Origin of the sequence: Massilia sp. LXY-6 (assembly GCF_051233485.1) — a bacterium.
Classification (GTDB): domain Bacteria; phylum Pseudomonadota; class Gammaproteobacteria; order Burkholderiales; family Burkholderiaceae_D; genus Telluria.
Window position 1 is genome coordinate 1 of record NZ_JBKFGF010000039.1, and the last position, 17144, is coordinate 17144.

Here is a 17144-nt window from a genome sequence, read left to right on the forward strand (position 1 = left end):
AATCCCATAAAGGATCCCGCAAGCTCGACCGTCCGCCACGAAAACGCGGCGGCAGAGCGACAAAGCGCGGCATCTCGAACGAACAGATGTGCATCCTGGTCGCGCGCGACCGTAGTGGCCGGACCATCGATGCCGTGACCGGCAAGGGCGCGCTGAGCAAGCAACATTTGCTTGAGCACCTGGGCCCGCGGCTGGAGCGCGACGTGCTGCTCGTGACCGACAGCCACGCAGCCTACCCGGCATTTGCCCGGGAAGCCGGGATCTCGCACGAGGCCGTCAACCCGAGCGCCGGCGTGCGCAAGCGTGGCGCGCTGCATATCCAGAACGTCAACGCCTATCACAGCCGGATGCGCGCCTGGCTGGTCCCGTTTCGCGGAATCGCCAGCCGCTACTTGTCGCGCTACTTCGGCTGGCGCTGGGCGCTCGACGGGCAACGCATCGCCAGCCCGGATGCCTTCCTGAGAGCGGCGCTGGGCAGATTCAACACTTAACGCGAACAGCGCCTTTTGTTTTGGTGCCCACCCTGCCGCCACATCTGTGCACGGCATCCGTAGGGTGGGCGCGGCCGGCGTAGGCACCCCGTGCCCGCGCGGGCGTCAAGCGGCGTGCAGTTTGCGCGCAGCAGCCAGGAAATCCTCCTCGCCGATATCCGCCAGTTCCACCACCTGCGCCTGCGGATACTGCGCGAAATTCCGGTCGATCGAGCGCAGGTAGGCCGGATCGTAATGCTGCACCAGCAGCTCGTCGACCAGCTCCGGCATGCGTCCGCTGTTGGCCATCCCGTGCCAGGCATCGATCTTTTCGCGCCCGTGCAGCTGTACCAGGTGGTCGAGCTGGCTGTTCAGGGTCGAGGGGTCGGCACAGAAGTGCTGGTAATCCTCCATCAGCAGGCGCACGCGGTTCGGGCGCGACAGCAGCAGCGAGACGCAGGGCGCGGCGCGCATGCGCTCCATGACCGCTTCCGGCACGCGCAGGTTGCCGACCTTCTTGCTCTCCGATTCCACGAACACGGGCTGGCCCGGATCGAAGCCGCGCAGCTTGTCCCAGATGCGGGTCTCGAACATCTTCTGGCTGGGCTGCGCTTCGTTCGGCAGGTGGCCCAGCACCGAGCCGCGGTGGGCCGCCAGGCGTTCGAGGTCGAGTACCTGGGCGCCGACCGCTTCCAGCGTCTCCAGCAGCCGGCTCTTGCCGCTTCCGGTAGTGCCGCAGATCACGCGGAACTGCAGCGCCGGCGGATTCTCCAGGGCGGTGTTGACGAAGCCGCGGAAGGCCTTGTAGCCGCCGTCGAGCTGCACCGCCGGCCAGCCGACCTTGGCCAGGATGTGCGCCATCGAGCCGCTGCGGTTGCCGCCGCGCCAGCAGTAGACCAGTGGCTTCCAGTCGCGCGGCTTGTCGGCGAACAGCGTGTCGATATGGCGGGCGACGTTGCGCGCCACCAGCGGCGCCCCGATCTTCTTCGCTTCGAATGCGCCGACCTGCTTGTAGGTGGTGCCGACCAGGATGCGCTCCTCGTCGTCCAGCACCGGGCAGTTGATGGCGCCGGGGATGTGGTCGAGCGCGAACTCGGATTCGCTGCGCGCGTCGATGATGGTGTCGAATTCGTCGAGCCGCGGCAGGACGTCGTTGATGCTCAGGACAGCGGGGTATTTCATTATTGTTTGATCAGGGGAGCCAGTTGGGGCCAGATGTTGTTGAGGATGACGGGGTGGGCGCTGGCCAGCGGATGCATGCGGTCGGCCTGGAAGTTCGCCGGCACCAGCTGCACGCCCTGCAGCATATAAGGCACCAGCGGCACCTTCAGGCTCGACGATAGATCCTTGTACATGCCGGTGAAGCGTTCGGTATAGGCGCGCCCGTAATTCGGCGGCATCTGGATGCCGACCAGCAGGACCTTGGCCTTGTTCTGCTGCGACAGCTTGACCATGGCGCGCAGATTGTCTTCCGCCGAGGCGATCGGCAGCCCGCGCAGGCCGTCGTTGGCGCCCAGCTCCAGCACCACCACGCTGGGCTTGTGCTGGGCCAGCAGGGCCGGCAGGCGCGAGCGCCCGCCGCTGGTGGTGTCGCCGCTGATGCTGGCGTTGACGATGTGGGCGTCCAGCTTTTCGGCCTTCAGCTTCTGTTCGAGCAGGGCGACCCAGCCGCTGCCGCGTGCCAGGCCGTACTCTGCGGACAGGCTGTCGCCCACCACCAGCACGGTTTTTGGTGCAGAATAGGCGCTCCCCGACGCCGCCAGCGCGAAGGCCGCGAGGGCAGCGATAGTCTTTTTTCTGGTACTGAAAGTGAGATGAGCGAGCATGCGTGATATTCCCGAGGCGTCCAAACGTGATGCCGCAAATACAGGTGCAGCTGCGGCCAGCCGGCATCCGGCGATCGAAGTCGCCGGCCTGTCGAAGCGGGTGGCGGACGCCAGCGGCGAACTCACCATCCTGCATAGTGTCGATTTTACCGTGCAACCGGCCGAGACGCTTGCCTTGGTCGGCGCATCCGGCTCCGGCAAGTCGACCCTGCTGGGCCTGCTGGCCGGCCTCGATACGCCATCCAGCGGCACGGTCCGGCTCGACGGTACCGACATCTTCGCCCTCGACGAGGACGGCCGCGCCGCCTTCCGCAAGGCCAAGCTGGGCTTCGTGTTCCAGTCGTTCCAGTTATTACCGCATTTGAGCGCGCTGGAAAACGTGATGCTGCCGCTGGAGTTGCGTGGCGACGCCGAGGCGCGCGAGAAGGCGGCCGCGATGCTGGGCCGGGTCGGGCTGGCAAGCCGCCTGCGCCACTACCCAAAATACCTGTCCGGCGGCGAGCAGCAGCGCGTCGCACTGGCGCGCGCCTTTGTCACCGAGCCGCCGCTGCTGTTCGCCGACGAGCCCACCGGCAGCCTCGACGCCGCCACCGGCGAAGCGGTGATCCAGCTGATGTTCGAACTGAACCGCGAACGCGGCTCGACCCTGGTGCTGGTCACCCATGATCCGGCGATGGCGGCGCGCTGCTCGCGTACGCTCACCATCGCCGCGGGCCGGCTGGTGTCGTAGGGCGGGCACCCGGTGCCCACCCTACCAGTTCGTTGAATACCGCGCGGATCGCTTTCGGTAACTCGCCCGCGGTCAAGCCGATCGGCCCGGTGCCATCCGCCACCAGCCGGTCCGCCGCCGCCCCGTGCATCCACACGGCGCCCAGCGCCGCTTCCCACGCCGGCCAGCCCTGGGCCAGCAGGGCGCCGCAGAAGCCAGCGAGTACGTCGCCGCTGCCGCCGGTCGCCAGGCCCGGGTTGCCGCTGGTGTTCACCGCGACGAAGCCGTCCGGGCGCGCGATCACGCTGCCGGCGCCCTTCAGTACCACCACGGCATTGAAGCGCAGCGCCAGTTCGCGCGCATGTTCCAGGCGGTCCGCCTGCACGATGGGCGCGGTCACGCCGAGCAGGCGTGCCGCCTCCAGCGGGTGCGGGGTCAGCACGAGCTGTCCGCCGCGCGCCGCCAGCCGTTCTTGCAGGTCCGGCCGCGCCGCGGCCAGGTTCAGGGCATCGGCATCGGCCACCAGCGGCGCGCCCGCATCCATGAGCTTGCCGAACAGGTGAATGGCAGCGTCGGCGCCGCCCATGCCGGGACCCGCCACCACGGTGCGGCCGTCGAAAGCCATGCCGGCGGCGTCGCGGAACATGATCTCCGGCTGCAGCGGATCGATTGCCATGCCCGGGTCCAGCAAGGCGGCGAACACCCGTCCGGCGCCGCCATGCAGCGCCGCGCGCGCCGCCAGCACCGCGGCCCCGGCCATGCCGCGCGCACCGCCCAGCACGACGACGTCGCCGAAGCTGCCCTTGTGCGAATTGCGGCGCCGCGGGGCCAGCCGTTCGGCGAACAGGGTCGGACCGTTCAGGACCGCCTGGGCCGATTCCGCGTGCACGCCGTCGGCGCCCAGCATGTCGACGCGCACCTCGCCCGCATGATCGCAGCCGTCGCCGGTGTGCAGGCCCGCCTTGTTGCCGAGGAAGGTGATGGTATGTGTGGCCGTCACCGCCGCGCCGTCCGGGCCATGCAAGGCGCCGGTGTCGGCATCCAGCCCGCTCGGCACGTCGAGCGCCAGTACCGGGCAGTCGAGGCCCGCCGTCCACAAGGCGAGTTCGCGCGCGCGTCCCGCGAGCGGGCGCGCGAGGCCGATGCCGAACAGGGCGTCGACCACCAGCCGCCACGGCCGGCCCGCCGGCAGCTCGTCGACGAAGCGCACCCCGGCGTCGCGCGCCCGCTGCAACGCGCGTCCGGCTTCGAAGGAAGGCGCGCGTTCGGCCGCCAGGTGCAGCAGCTCGACCGCGGCGCCTTTGCGCGCCAGGTGCGCCGCCAGCTCGAGGCCGTCGCCGCCGTTGTTGCCGGGGCCGGCCAGCACCAGCACGGCGCCCGCCGCCTCGCCCTCCAGCAGTTCGAGCGCGAACGCGGCCGCCGCCTGGCCCGCGCGTTCCATCAGCTCGCCGGCTGGCAGCCGGGCCTGGGCGGCATGTTCGATGGCGCGGATCTGGTCGCAGCTGTAGAGCAGGGTATCCATGTGGGCTCCAGTCGGGATGGTGAATAGCGATGCCATGCATTGTCGCCAAAATCGCAACACAGTGGGAGACGCGACTACAATAGGGCTCGATTTCTGGCAACGAATGGAGAAAGCATGGACTGGCAGTTCTGGATCGACCGCGGCGGCACCTTCACCGACATCGTGGCACGCCGCCCCGACGGCAAGCTCGTCACCCACAAACTGCTGTCCGAGAATCCCGAACACTACCGCGACGCCGCCGTGGCCGGCATCCGCCACCTGCTGGGCCTGCAGCCCGGCGCGCCGGTGCCGGAAGGCGCGATCGAAGCGGTCAAGATGGGCACCACGGTCGCCACCAATGCCCTGCTGGAGCGCAAGGGTGAGCCGACCGTTCTCGCCATCACGCGCGGTTTTCGCGACGCGCTGCGCATCGCCTACCAGAACCGGCCGCGCCTGTTCGACCGCCATATCGTCCTGCCCGAGCTGCTGTACCGGCGCGTGATCGAGATCGACGAACGGATCGGCGCGCACGGCGACGTGGTGCTGCGGCTGGACGAGGAGGGCGCGCGGCGCGGACTCCAGCAAGCCTTCGATGCCGGCCTGCGCAGCCTGGCGATCGTCTTCATGCACGGCTACCGGCACACGCGGCACGAGGCGGCGGTGGCGCGGATCGCGCGCGAGATCGGCTTCACCCAGGTCTCGGTATCGCACCGGGTCAGCCCGCTGATGAAGCTGGTCGCGCGCGGGGACACCACCGTGGTCGACGCCTACCTGTCGCCGATCCTGCGCCGCTACGTCGACCAGGTAGCCGCTGAGCTGCCCGGCGTGAACCTGCAGTTCATGCAGTCGAGCGGCGGCCTAACCGATGCGCGCGCCTTCCAGGGCAAGGACAGCATCCTGTCCGGCCCCGCCGGCGGCATCGTCGGCATGGTGCGCTCCAGCCGCCTGGCCGGCTTCGAACGGGTGATCGGCTTCGACATGGGTGGCACCTCGACCGACGTCTCGCACTTCGCCGGCGAGTTTGAACGCGTGTTCGAGACCCAGGTCGCCGGCGTGCGCATGCGCGCGCCGATGATGAGCATCCACACCGTGGCGGCCGGCGGCGGCTCGATCCTGCACTTCGACGGCAGCCGCTACCGCGTCGGCCCGGACAGCGCCGGCGCGAACCCGGGGCCGGCCAGCTACCGCCGCGGCGGGCCGCTGACGGTCACCGACTGCAACGTCATGCTGGGCAAAATCCGGCCGCAGCACTTCCCGCACCTGTTCGGGCCGGCCGGCGACCAGCCGCTCGACGTCGATGCCGTGCGCGCCGGCTTTACCGCAATGGCGGACGAGATCGGCGCAGCCACAGGCGCCACGCCGACGCCCGAAGCGGTGGCCGAGGGCTTCATCCAGATCGCGGTCGGCAATATGGCGAACGCGATCAAGCAGATCTCGGTGCAGCGCGGCCACGACGTGACCGGCTACACGCTCACCAGTTTTGGCGGCGCCGGCGGCCAGCACGCCTGCCTGGTGGCGGACGCGCTCGGCATGAAGACGGTGTTCATCCATTCGCTGGCGGGCGTGCTGTCGGCCTACGGCATGGGCCTAGCCGACCAGAGCGCGATGCGCGAGCGCGCCGTCGAACGGCGCCTGGACGAGCTGAGCGAAGCCGCACTGTCGGCGGAGCTGGACGAACTCGGCGCCCATGCCCGCGAAGAGCTGCTGGCGCAAGGCGTGGCGGCCGGGCGCGTCGAACTGCTGCGCCGCGTGCACCTGCGCTACGAAGGCACCGATTCGGCCATCGTGGTCGGCTTCGACGCGCACCCTGCCATGCAGCAAGCCTTCGAGGAGGCGTACCGGCGCCGCTTCTCCTTCCTCATGCCGGGCAAGGCGCTGGTGGTCGAGGCAGTATCCGTCGAAGCGCTGGGCCGCTCCGACGCGCCGCCCGAGCTGCCGCGCGAAGTCGGCGCCGTCGGCAGTGCCCCGGCGGCGCACGAGCAGGTGCGCATGTTCGCCGGCGGCGAATGGCGCGACACCGCGGTCTACCTGCGCCCCGCGATGCAGCCGGGCGAGCTGGTGAAGGGCCCGGCCATCATCGCCGAAGCCAACGCGACCACCGTCGTCGAGGCCGGCTGGCAGGCCGAAGTGACGGCCTACGATCACCTGGTGCTGCGCCGCGTCGAGGCGCTGCCCGAGCGGCACGCGATCGGTACCAGCGCGGACCCGGTGATGCTGGAAGTCTTCAACAACCTGTTCATGTCGATCGCCGAGCAGATGGGCCTGCGCCTGCAGAACACGGCGTATTCGGTGAACATCAAGGAGCGCCTCGACTTCAGCTGCGCGATCTTCGACCATGAGGGCAACCTGGTCGCCAACGCGCCGCACATGCCGGTGCACCTGGGCTCGATGGGCGAGAGCATCAAGGCGGTGATGCGCAAGAACGCGGGCAAGATGAAAGCCGGCGACGTCTACGTGCTGAACGATCCCTACAACGGCGGCACCCATTTGCCGGATGTGACGGTCATCTCGCCCGTGTTCGATGAGGCCGGGCGCGACATCCTGTTCTACGTCGGCTCGCGCGGCCACCACGCCGACATCGGCGGCACCACGCCGGGCTCGATGCCGCCGGATTCCTGCCATATCGAGGAAGAGGGCGTCCTGATCGACAATTTCAAGCTGGTCGACGGCCTTGATGGCGTGCTGCGCGAAGCCGAGGCGCGGACACTCCTCGCGGCGGCGCGCTGGCCGGCCCGCAATCCTGACCAGAACCTGGCCGACCTGCGCGCCCAGGTCGCGGCCAACCAGAAGGGCGTCGAGGAATTGCGCCGCATGGTGGCCTACTACGGACTGGACGTGGTGCGCGCCTACATGGGCCACGTGCAGGACAATGCCGAGGAAGCGGTGCGGCGCGTGATCGCGGTGCTGAAGGATGGCCACTATCGCTATGCGCTCGACAACGGCGCGCACATCGAGGTGGCGATCCGCGTGGACGCCGCCAGCCGCAGCGCCGAGATCGACTTCACCGGCACCTCGAGCCAGCTGCCGAACAACTTCAACGCACCGTCGGCGGTGTGCATGGCCGCGGTGCTGTACGTGTTCCGCACCCTGGTCGACGACGAGATCCCGCTGAACGCCGGCTGCCTGAAGCCGCTGAAGGTGATCATTCCGCCGGGCTCGATGCTGAACCCGCATTATCCGGCCTCGGTGGTGTCGGGCAACGTCGAGACCTCGACCTGCATCACCAACGCGCTGTACGGCGCCCTGGAGGTGATGGCGGCTTCGCAGGGCACGATGAACAACTTCACTTTCGGGAATGCGCGCTACCAGTACTACGAAACCATTTCAGGCGGCTCGGGCGCCGGCGAGGGCTACGACGGCACCGATGTGGTCCAGACCAACATGACCAACTCGCGCCTGACCGATCCGGAAATCCTGGAGTTCCGCTTCCCCGTGCGGCTGGAGAGCTATGCGATCCGTGAGGGATCGGGCGGGGCCGGGCGCTGGCACGGCGGCAACGGCGGGGTGCGGAAAGTGCGCTTCCTGGAGCCGATGACGGCGGCGATCCTGTCGAACAACCGGGTCTTTGCGCCGTTCGGGATGGCGGGCGGCCAGCCGGGAGCGAAGGGGCGCAACCTGGTGGTGCGCGCGGATGGCCGCGTGGAGGAGCTGGGGCATATCGGGAAGGTCGATATGCAGCCGGGCGACATGTTCGTGATCGAGACGCCCGGAGGCGGAGGCTACGGGACGCCTACGAGGAAATACCGTACTTCCGCTTCGCCCCCATGAGCTCCTCATCCAGCGCCCGCAGCCGCGGATGCGCCGGGTCCAGTGCCCGGATATGTTCCAGCTGTTCGGCGCACAGGCCCGCCAGCGGGTGATCCCAGCCCATCTCCATGATCTGGCGGAGGATCCCGCCGACCACCGCGATCATCACCTGCAGGTTGCCCGGCGCCAGATGCAGGGCTTCCAGCAGGGTCTGCACGGCGCCGCGCACGTCGCCCATATTGCGCTTCTCGTCGGCCACGCCGAGCAGGATCTGGGCCTGGGCGCGCAGCTGCTTGCCCATGCCGTCGGCCAGGTCGGGGCGGCCGGCCTTCACGAACACGTTCATCGCCTGTTGGGCGGTGACGGCGCCGTCCTGGCCGCTCATCGCCGTGAGCATGACCTCGGACGCTTCCTCGTCCATGCGGTGTTCGAGCAAGGACCGGGTTAGCCCGACCTTCAAGCCGGGCGACAGCGCGCTGCCGGCACGCACCGCCGTCACCGCGCTGCGCAGGCCGGCCACCGAGCCGGCCTGGTTGCCGCTCGCCTCATGCAGCAGGGCGTTCGAGATCGCCATGCAGGCGTCCGTTTCGGGCGTGCCGCGCAGCGAGCGTTCGAGGTCGCGGATCACGCCGGCGGCGGACAGCGGATCGCCCTTGCGCACCAGCGCCTTGACCAGGTTGACGTGGTCTTCGGGGTTGCGGAATTCGGAATAGCGCGAGCGCGTGACGACCTGCTTGAAGGACTTTTCGGCGGCCGCCATGTCGCCGGCCTCCAGCGCGACCTCGCCCAGCTTGCGCAGGCGCCGCACCATGTGGGGCGAGATGCCGACCGCTTCCTCCAGCGTCTTCTGGGCCTGGGCATGCTCGCCGCGCTCTTCGAAGCAGCGCGCCAGCAGGTCGTAGCCGGCCATCAGGCGCGGGTTGTCGCGCACCAGCTGTTCCAGCAGCTCGACCGCGTCGTCGATGCGGCCCTGGGCCGCCAGGCTGCGCGCCAGCCCGAGCCTGGCCCAGCCCATCGGCCGCGCCGCGATCAGCTGGCGGTACACGCCCTCGGCCGCTTCGTGCTCCTTCAGCGAGGCGTGCAGCTCGGCGCGCAGGCGCGCGAAGTCGGCGGCGTAGCGCGGCTGCGCCTGCGCGGCGTCGATGCAGGTCCGGATGGCGGCATGCGGATTGCCCTGGGCGATCTGCTGGTAGGCCGGCAGCATGGCGGCGCGGCGCGCCAGGGCGCGCTGGATGCGCTGGTTCAGGATCCCGGTGGTGAAGGGCTTGAGGATGTATTCGGTGGGCGAGAGCTCGGCCGCACCGATCACCTTGTCGTAGGCGGCCTCCGAGGTGAGCATGATGAAGATGGCCCAGGGCGGGATCAGCTTGTGGTGGCGCAGGTCTTCCAATAACTGCTGGCCGTCCTGGCCCTCGCTGCCGTTGCCGCTGCCGCCGCCGAGATCGTATTCGCAGAGGATCACGTCGTAGCCGCGGCGGGCCAGTTGCTTGACGGCGGTGCCGGCATTCACTGCGTATTCGACGCGCGAGATGCCGGACTGGTTGAGCATGTTCTGCAGGTTGGCGCGGATGCCGGGACTCGGGTCCACGACCAGTACGCTCAGTTGGCTATTCTCTTGCATTCCTGTTCTCGTCCATGCCGGGAGGGTCTCCAACGCTACAATACCGATTCCTTGGCGGTCCGGCAACCATTCCCGCAGGGGGAGGCCCGGCAACAGGGGCGACACTGTATAATAGCGGGCTATCTTCCACCCGCAGCCACGCTGCATCAACCGACTTTCAAGCCATGTTGATTCTGCCGGGTTCCAACGCCCTCTCCGCCTTCCGTAGCCAACGCCTCCTGAGCCAGCTTGCCGCCGTCGCTCCGACGATTGCCGCCGTACAGGCACGTTACTACCACTTCATCGATGCAAGCAGCCCCTTGTCCGTCGAGGACACCGAGCGCTTGAGGTCCCTGCTAACCTACGGCGAGCCGGCGTTAGTAACGCAGTACGAGGGCGTGACCGAGGAGTACTTCGTGATTCCGCGGCTGGGCACGATCTCGCCCTGGGCCTCGAAAGCGACCGACATCGCCCACAACTGCGGCATGGCCCACATCCACCGCATCGAGCGTGGCGTGGCCTTCACCGTGGTCCTCAAGAGCGGCATCCTCGGCACCGGATTCGGTGCGCCGAAGAAGCTGGGCGCGGAACAAGCCCAGGCCGTGGCAAGCCTGCTGCACGACCGCATGACGGAAACGGTGCTGCGCAGCGCCGACGAGGCCCAGGCCCTGTTCACCGAACTGGAAAGCCGTCCGCTCGAAGCGATCGACATTCTGGGCAAAGGCCGTACCGCGCTGGAGCAGGCCAACCGCGACATGGGCCTGGCCCTGGCGGAAGACGAGATCGACTACCTGTTCGACGCCTTCAGCCGCGTCCAGCGCAACCCGACCGACGTCGAGCTGATGATGTTCGCCCAGGCCAACAGCGAACACTGCCGCCACAAGATCTTCAACGCCGAGTGGACCATCGATGGCGTGAAGCAGGACAGGTCGCTGTTCCAGATGATCAAGAACACCCACCAGCTGCAGCCAAAGGGCACGGTGGTGGCGTACAGCGACAACTCGGCGATCATGGTGGGTGCCGAAGCCATGCGCTTCTTCCCGCAGGGAGAGAGCCAGGAATACCGGGGCACGACCGAGCTGACCCACACGCTGATGAAGGTCGAGACCCACAACCACCCGACCGCCATTTCTCCGTTCCCGGGCGCCTCGACCGGCGCCGGCGGCGAGATCCGCGACGAGGGTGCGACCGGCCGCGGCGCCAAGCCGAAGGCCGGCCTGACCGGCTTCACCGTGTCGAACCTGGCGATCCCGGGCTTTGAACAGCCATGGGAAGTCCCGGCCTACGGCAAGCCCGAGCGCATCGCCTCGCCGCTGCAGATCATGGTCGACGGCCCGCTGGGCGGCGCCGCCTTCTCGAACGAATTCGGCCGTCCGGTGCTGGGCGGTTACTTCCGCACCTACGAACAGAACGTCGGCCAGACCGCGCTCGGCGAAAACACCGTGTTCGGCTACCACAAGCCGATCATGATCGCGGGCGGCATCGGCAACATCTCGGACGCGCACACGCACAAGAACGACATCCCGGTCGGCAGCCTGCTGCTGCAGCTGGGCGGCCCCGGCATGCGCATCGGCATGGCCGGCGCGGCCGCGTCGTCGATGGCCACCGGCACCAACACCGCCGACCTGGACTTCGACTCGGTCCAGCGCGGCAACCCGGAAATGGAACGCCGCGCCCAGGAAGTCATCAACGCCTGCTGGCAGCTGGGCGACGCCAATCCGATCATCTCGATCCATGACGTCGGCGCGGGCGGCATCTCGAATGCCTTCCCCGAGATCACCAACGACGCCAAGCGCGGCGCGACCTTCGACCTGCGCAAGGTGCCGCTGGAAGAGAGCGGCATGTCGCCGAAGGAAATCTGGAGCAACGAGTCGCAGGAGCGCTACGTGCTGGCGATCGCGCCGCAGGACCTGCCGCGCTTCGCCGCGATGTGCGAGCGCGAGCGCTGCCCGTTCGCGGCCGTCGGCGTCGCCACCGAAGAGCGCCAGCTGCGCCTGATCGACCCCATCACCAATACCAGCCCGGTCGACATGCCGATGGACGTCCTGCTCGGCAAGCCGCCGAAGATGCAGCGCGACGTCGCCCACGTCCAGAACAGCTTCAAGCCGGTCGACGTGACCGGCCTGGAGCTGGAAGAGGTGGGCCGCCGCGTGCTGCTGCTGCCGACCGTGGCCGACAAATCCTTCCTGATCACGATCGGCGACAGGAGCGTGGGGGGCATGAGCGTGCGCGACCAGATGGTCGGTCCGTGGCAGGTGCCGGTGGCCGATTGTGCCGTCACCACCATGAGCTTCGAAGGCTACAAGGGCGAGGCGATGGCGATGGGCGAGCGCACCCCGGTGGCCGTGATCGATGCGGCGGCTTCCGGCCGCATGGCGGTCGGCGAGGCGATCACCAACATCGCCGCCGCGCCGATCGCCGGTATCGAAGACATCAAGCTGTCGGCCAACTGGATGGCGGCCTGCGGCCAGCCGGGCCAGGACGCGGCATTGTTCGACACGGTAAAAGCGGTCGGCATGGAACTGTGCCCGGCGCTGGGCATCTCGATCCCGGTCGGCAAGGACTCGCTGTCGATGCGCACCACCTGGAACGACGATGGCGAAGCCAAGGCGGTGATTTCGCCGGTGTCGCTGATCGTGTCCGCGTTCGCGCCGGTCGCGGACGTGCGCAAGACCCTCACGCCGCAGCTGCGGACGGACCTCGGCGAGACCTCGCTGATCCTGATCGACCTGGGCCGCGGCAAGAACCGCCTCGGCGCATCCGCGCTGGCGCAGGTGACCGGCCAGGTCGGCAACGACACCCCGGACCTCGACAACCCGCAAGACCTGAAGGCCTTCTTCGCCGCGGTCCAGCAGCTGAACGCGAACGGCAAACTGCTGGCCTACCACGACCGCTCGGACGGCGGCCTGTACGCGGCGCTGTGCGAGATGGCCTTCGCCGGCCGCGCCGGCGTCTCGGTCAACCTCGACATCCTGGCCATGGAAGGCGAGCATGCCTCCGACCATGGCGACGCCAAGAACTGGGCGGCCCAGGTCAGCGAGCGCCGCAACGAGATGACGCTGCGTGCATTGTTCAGCGAAGAGCTGGGCGCCGTGATCCAGGTTCGCCACGACGAGCGCAGCGAGGTGATGAACGTGCTGCGTTCGCACGATCTGGGCGCCTGCAGCCACATCATCGGCAAGGTCAACGAGCGCGGCGTGGTGGAGTTTACCCGCGACACCAAGATCATCTACAGCAAGCGCCGCAGCGAACTGCAGCGCCTGTGGAGCGAGACCAGCTGGCGCATCGCGCGCCTGCGCGACAACCCGGCATGCGTCGACCAGGAATACGAGCGCCTGCTGGACGAGCAGGACCCGGGCTTGACGCCGAAGCTGGTGCACGACACGGACGTCAACATCGCCGCCCCGTTCATCGCCACGGGCGCCCGTCCGAGCGTGGCGATCCTGCGCGAACAGGGCGTCAACTCGCACATCGAAACCGCGTGGGCGGTGCACCAGGCCGGCTTCAAGGCGGTCGACGTGCACATGAGCGACCTGATCGCCGGCCGGGCGACGCTCGACGACTTCAAGGGCCTGATCGCGGTCGGCGGCTTCTCCTACGGCGACGTGCTGGGCGCCGGCGAGGGCTGGGCCAAGACCATCCTGTTCAACGCCGCCCTGAAGGAGCAGTTCGCTGAATTCTTCGGCCGTGCCGATACCTTCGGCATGGGCGTCTGCAACGGCTGCCAGATGATGAGCAACCTGAAGTCGATCATTCCAGGTGCCGAGGCCTGGCCGAAGTTCACCCGCAACAAGTCGGAACAGTTCGAAGCCCGCTTCGGCATGGTCGAGGTACTGGATTCGCCGTCGATCTTCTTCGCGGACCTGGCCGGCACCCACGCGCCGCTGGCGATCGCGCACGGCGAAGGTTTTGCCGACTTCTCGCAGACCGGCGACCTGTCTCGTGCCATCGGCGCGCTGCGCTACATCGACAACCGCGGCCAGCCGACCGAGCAGTATCCGTTCAACCCGAACGGTTCGCCGGGCGGCCTGACCGCGGTCACCACGCCGGACGGCCGCTTCACGGTGATGATGCCGCACGCCGAGCGCGTGGCACGCACGGTGACGATGTCCTGGCATCCGGATGGCTGGGGCGAGAATTCGCCGTGGGCGCGGATGTTCCAGAATGCGCGCAAGTGGGTGGGTTGATGTTCTTGTGACGCATCACGAAAAAGCGCTCCGATCGGGGCGCTTTTTTTTGCCTTCGCTGTTTCTTGTCATGACTTGCTGCGTAGTGGCCAGGCAGCGGCTTTTTTATCCGGCGCGGTCACGATGAGCCTCTGCATCACACAGCCATCGTTTCGCGCCGTGCTGATTTGTGTACGAATTCCCATGACAAGCTGCTTGAGGTGCGATGCCAGCCATTCGGGATCGTTGCCGTCGCACAGCTCGATTTTCCACTCGTAGAAATCTCTGCCGCGTGCGCCGATGTGGATGTGACTGACTGCGGCGCCCCTGTAAAAGAAGTTGATGACACGTCGAAGATACATTTTCCACGAAAGCGGGTCTTTCGCCTCCGCTCCAAGGGGCATATCGAATTCGGGGAAGCTTGCCGGACGGGTCGTCAGGCATTGGTTGTGTTGAACCCGGAAGTTGACGGTGTTGATTCCTTTGGCCCCATTGCAGGTCTTGCACAGGGTTTGGAGATTGGCCAGCGAATTATCGCCCCCGACATAACTCGGGGCGACGTGATCGATTTGCAGCAATCGTCGGGTATCCTCTCCGCAGCACAGGCAGGCGAAGCCGTCCCGGCGTTTGACCTGCAATTTGACGTCTTCGGTGGGCTCGCGGTTCGGGAGTACTTCGCGAATCGCGGGAACCCACTTCGTCGGCTCAGGTGAGGGGGACAGGATGCGGTCGACGCAAGCATTGTGATGGAACTTGAATCGTTCGAAGTTCGAATACAGCGTAGGCCAGTAACGGTCCGGACGGAGGTATTCCGTGTGCAGGGCCTGGTTTGCTTCGGCAAGAGTCAGCCCGCGGCTGATGAAGGTTTGTGCGACCACGTCCAGGTCGTGGCCGACGCGCTCTTCAAAGAGGATGAATTCGGGAGGAGCGCCATCGTTCTGCGCCATGTGGCGTGCGATACCCAGGAGTGACTTCAGCAGCTCCTCCTGACGGCAGGATCCGATATCCCGAAAGAACCTCGATTCCCAGGCAGCCAGATCTTCCTTGACGCTGGCCAGCGTGATGCGCTCGCTCGCCAAGGCGGCCAGGTCGGTCTTGTTGAGATGGTTGATGAATGATCGAAAGCTCCGTTGACTGTCGTCGAACACCATGACGAGGTCGCTGATGGTTTCGATGTCGTCAGTATCTTCTACCAATGAATCGTACTGGGTCCGATACCAGCCGATCGGCATCAGGGACAAGAACGGACCGGGATTGACGGTCATGCCGGCGTCCATGTTCTGCGCCAGGCTGCGGATCAGCGACACCGATATCAAGTTGAGCGGGGGGCGCTTTGCGTATTCGGTGACGCCATCGTCCGTTTCGCCTGCCTCGAGCTGGCTATAGTCTGCAAAATTGATGCGGTGCTGCCAGTTATCGGTGAACGACACGATGTAGGCAATGTCCGTCCCGCCGAATTTTGGTCCGCGCAAGGCTCGTCCCACCATTTGCGTCGCCAATATACGGCTGGTGGTCTCGCGCGTCAGGAAGACGGTATTCACCGAGGGCACGTCGGTTCCTTCGGTTAACATCTTCACGTTGACGATAACGTCCAGGTCGCCTTTTTTGAAGGATTCCAAGACCGTTGCATTGTGCCCTTTGGCCCGCGTGTTTCTGATGGCCGCAGACGAAGCGGACGTGTCGACATGGGAATAGACCGCACCGGCGCGCACACCGCGCCTGCGCAAGACTTCGCATAAGAATTCGCATTGATGCCAGCGTTCTGCAAAAATGATGGTCTTCCCGTATTTCTTCCGATTTTTTACATATGCCTCCGCAATCAGCGTGTTTCGTTCCTGGTTGCGGGCCAGGCTATCGATCACGTCTTCGGGCAGGTCGCGATAAGTGCCAACCCATTTCCGAAAGTCGCGCTCATTGAAGCTTGGCGTGAAATTTGTATTGGTCCGTTCAAAGATCGGCTTTGCAAGCACACCGGAGGCGATCAGTTTGGAAGCGCTGATCTGGTAGATAATTTCTTGTGGAAACAGCTTCTTGAGCCAGCCCTTTTTATGGACATCGGTGTAAGTCGGTGTTGCGGTGAGCCCGAGCAGATACATCTTGCGGTGGTGCTTCCGCAATTCGTTGATCAACGATCGATATCCTGGTGCTGGGGCATGGTGCGCTTCGTCGAAAACGACGAACAATTTTTCCCCGGCGGACGTAAGAAAGTCGTTCAGGCCCGACAGTTGATGGCGGTTTTCCCAGGCACGCTGCAGGGTTTGCAGCGTGATGATCAGGATGTCATCCGTTCGCTTGACCGTACTCACCGGGCAATGTTCCGGCGTGCCTGATACGACCCGCATCGTCAGTGAGCGTTTCGGTTCCGATATCAGACCGAGCTCGAGCCCCTTCTTGTGCGCCTCATCCTCGTCGATCGGAGCGAAGCTTTGGTATGCCTGGTCGAGCAAATGATGCGTATGCGCGAGCCACAATACTTTGTAGTCACGCGACAAGGGGCCATGGCAGAGAAAGCGCGCTGCCGTAAAAGTCTTGCCACCGCCGGTCGGAAGGACCACGATCCCTCCCGCCTGCGGGGCGTGCGAGGCGGACTCGAACCAGGTTTTAAGCTTTGCCAACGCGTCCTGCTGGTGAACCGCCGGCTTCTTCTTCGATGGATTCAGACGTGCGTTGTCAAGATCGAATTGTCGGCAATAATCGCTTCCGGAATTCGGGCGGGAGGCCGGGAAGCCAGGCCCGCTCGCGTCAATTTCTCCGGATGGTGCTTGAACGTCTGTGACATGATGCTGTCTCATCGGATCCCCTTAAAGCACGATATGGTCAATGCGAATTAGTTTGCGGAAATGACGACAATGACGGTCGGTCCGGCAAATTCAGTGGGAAGCAAGTGCGATTTCCAAGGAATACCCAAACGGTATGGAAGAATGAGCCAGCAGTGCGGGTATCTGGACGGATATTAATTAAACAAATTATATGCTTCAGCTGATCCAGAAAGGAACAGGCGGATGTCCTGCTTTTAGTAGGCAGCTGTATTGGTTTGGATGGCCGGGTATTCGTCGTCATCAGCAAGCCTAGCTCCGGCTTGCACGCATGGCGATGCGAAGAGTGACCGGAGCGTCCGCCTGCTA

At 66.1% G+C, this 17144-nt stretch carries 9 protein-coding genes; 4 read left to right on the forward strand and 5 right to left on the reverse strand.

What is annotated here, in order from left to right:
• A partial coding sequence (locus ACI48D_RS16945; protein ID WP_435572411.1) for an IS1595 family transposase occupies window positions 1-491 on the forward strand: 491 nt, incomplete at its 5' end.
• A 105-nt stretch (window positions 492-596) separates the two neighbouring features.
• Here the strand turns inward: ACI48D_RS16945 and mnmH are convergent.
• Window positions 597-1652 carry a tRNA 2-selenouridine(34) synthase MnmH gene (gene mnmH / locus ACI48D_RS16950; RefSeq protein ID WP_435572412.1) on the reverse strand — a complete coding sequence of 352 codons (1056 nt, stop codon included), beginning with the start codon at window positions 1650-1652 and terminating at the stop codon, window positions 597-599.
• Window positions 1652-2296 carry an arylesterase gene (locus tag ACI48D_RS16955; protein WP_435572413.1) on the reverse strand — a complete coding sequence of 215 codons (645 nt, stop codon included), beginning with the start codon at window positions 2294-2296 and terminating at the stop codon, window positions 1652-1654. Before ACI48D_RS16955 ends, mnmH begins: the two co-directional genes overlap by 1 nt.
• On the opposite strand from ACI48D_RS16955, the gene ACI48D_RS16960 reads away from it, so the two are divergent.
• Window positions 2295-3026, forward strand: a complete 732-nt coding sequence (locus ACI48D_RS16960) for an ABC transporter ATP-binding protein (RefSeq protein ID WP_435572414.1) — start codon at window positions 2295-2297, stop codon at window positions 3024-3026. The two genes, ACI48D_RS16955 and ACI48D_RS16960, sit on opposite strands and share 2 nt — an antisense overlap.
• On the opposite strand, the gene ACI48D_RS16965 is transcribed toward ACI48D_RS16960, so the two are convergent.
• Entirely contained in the window at window positions 2995-4527 is a 1533-nt protein-coding gene (locus tag ACI48D_RS16965; RefSeq protein WP_435572415.1) for an NAD(P)H-hydrate dehydratase, read from the reverse strand. The two genes, ACI48D_RS16960 and ACI48D_RS16965, sit on opposite strands and share 32 nt — an antisense overlap.
• A gap of 114 nt (window positions 4528-4641) precedes the next feature.
• On the opposite strand from ACI48D_RS16965, the gene ACI48D_RS16970 reads away from it, so the two are divergent.
• The gene (locus ACI48D_RS16970) at window positions 4642-8274 is read left to right on the forward strand and encodes a hydantoinase B/oxoprolinase family protein (protein ID WP_435572416.1); all 3633 of its coding nucleotides are present in this window, start codon (window positions 4642-4644) and stop codon (window positions 8272-8274) included.
• Here ACI48D_RS16970 and ACI48D_RS16975 read toward each other — a convergent pair.
• The gene (locus tag ACI48D_RS16975; RefSeq protein ID WP_435572417.1) at window positions 8237-9874 is read right to left on the reverse strand and encodes a tetratricopeptide repeat protein; all 1638 of its coding nucleotides are present in this window, start codon (window positions 9872-9874) and stop codon (window positions 8237-8239) included. The two genes, ACI48D_RS16970 and ACI48D_RS16975, sit on opposite strands and share 38 nt — an antisense overlap.
• Window positions 9875-10038: 164 nt before the next feature.
• On the opposite strand from ACI48D_RS16975, the gene purL reads away from it, so the two are divergent.
• Window positions 10039-14040 carry a phosphoribosylformylglycinamidine synthase gene (gene purL / locus ACI48D_RS16980; RefSeq protein ID WP_435572418.1) on the forward strand — a complete coding sequence of 1334 codons (4002 nt, stop codon included), beginning with the start codon at window positions 10039-10041 and terminating at the stop codon, window positions 14038-14040.
• Window positions 14041-14108: 68 nt separating this feature from the next.
• On the opposite strand, the gene ACI48D_RS16985 is transcribed toward purL, so the two are convergent.
• Window positions 14109-16811 carry a DEAD/DEAH box helicase family protein gene (locus tag ACI48D_RS16985; protein WP_435572419.1) on the reverse strand — a complete coding sequence of 901 codons (2703 nt, stop codon included), beginning with the start codon at window positions 16809-16811 and terminating at the stop codon, window positions 14109-14111.
• Window positions 16812-17144: the final 333 nt, after the last annotated feature.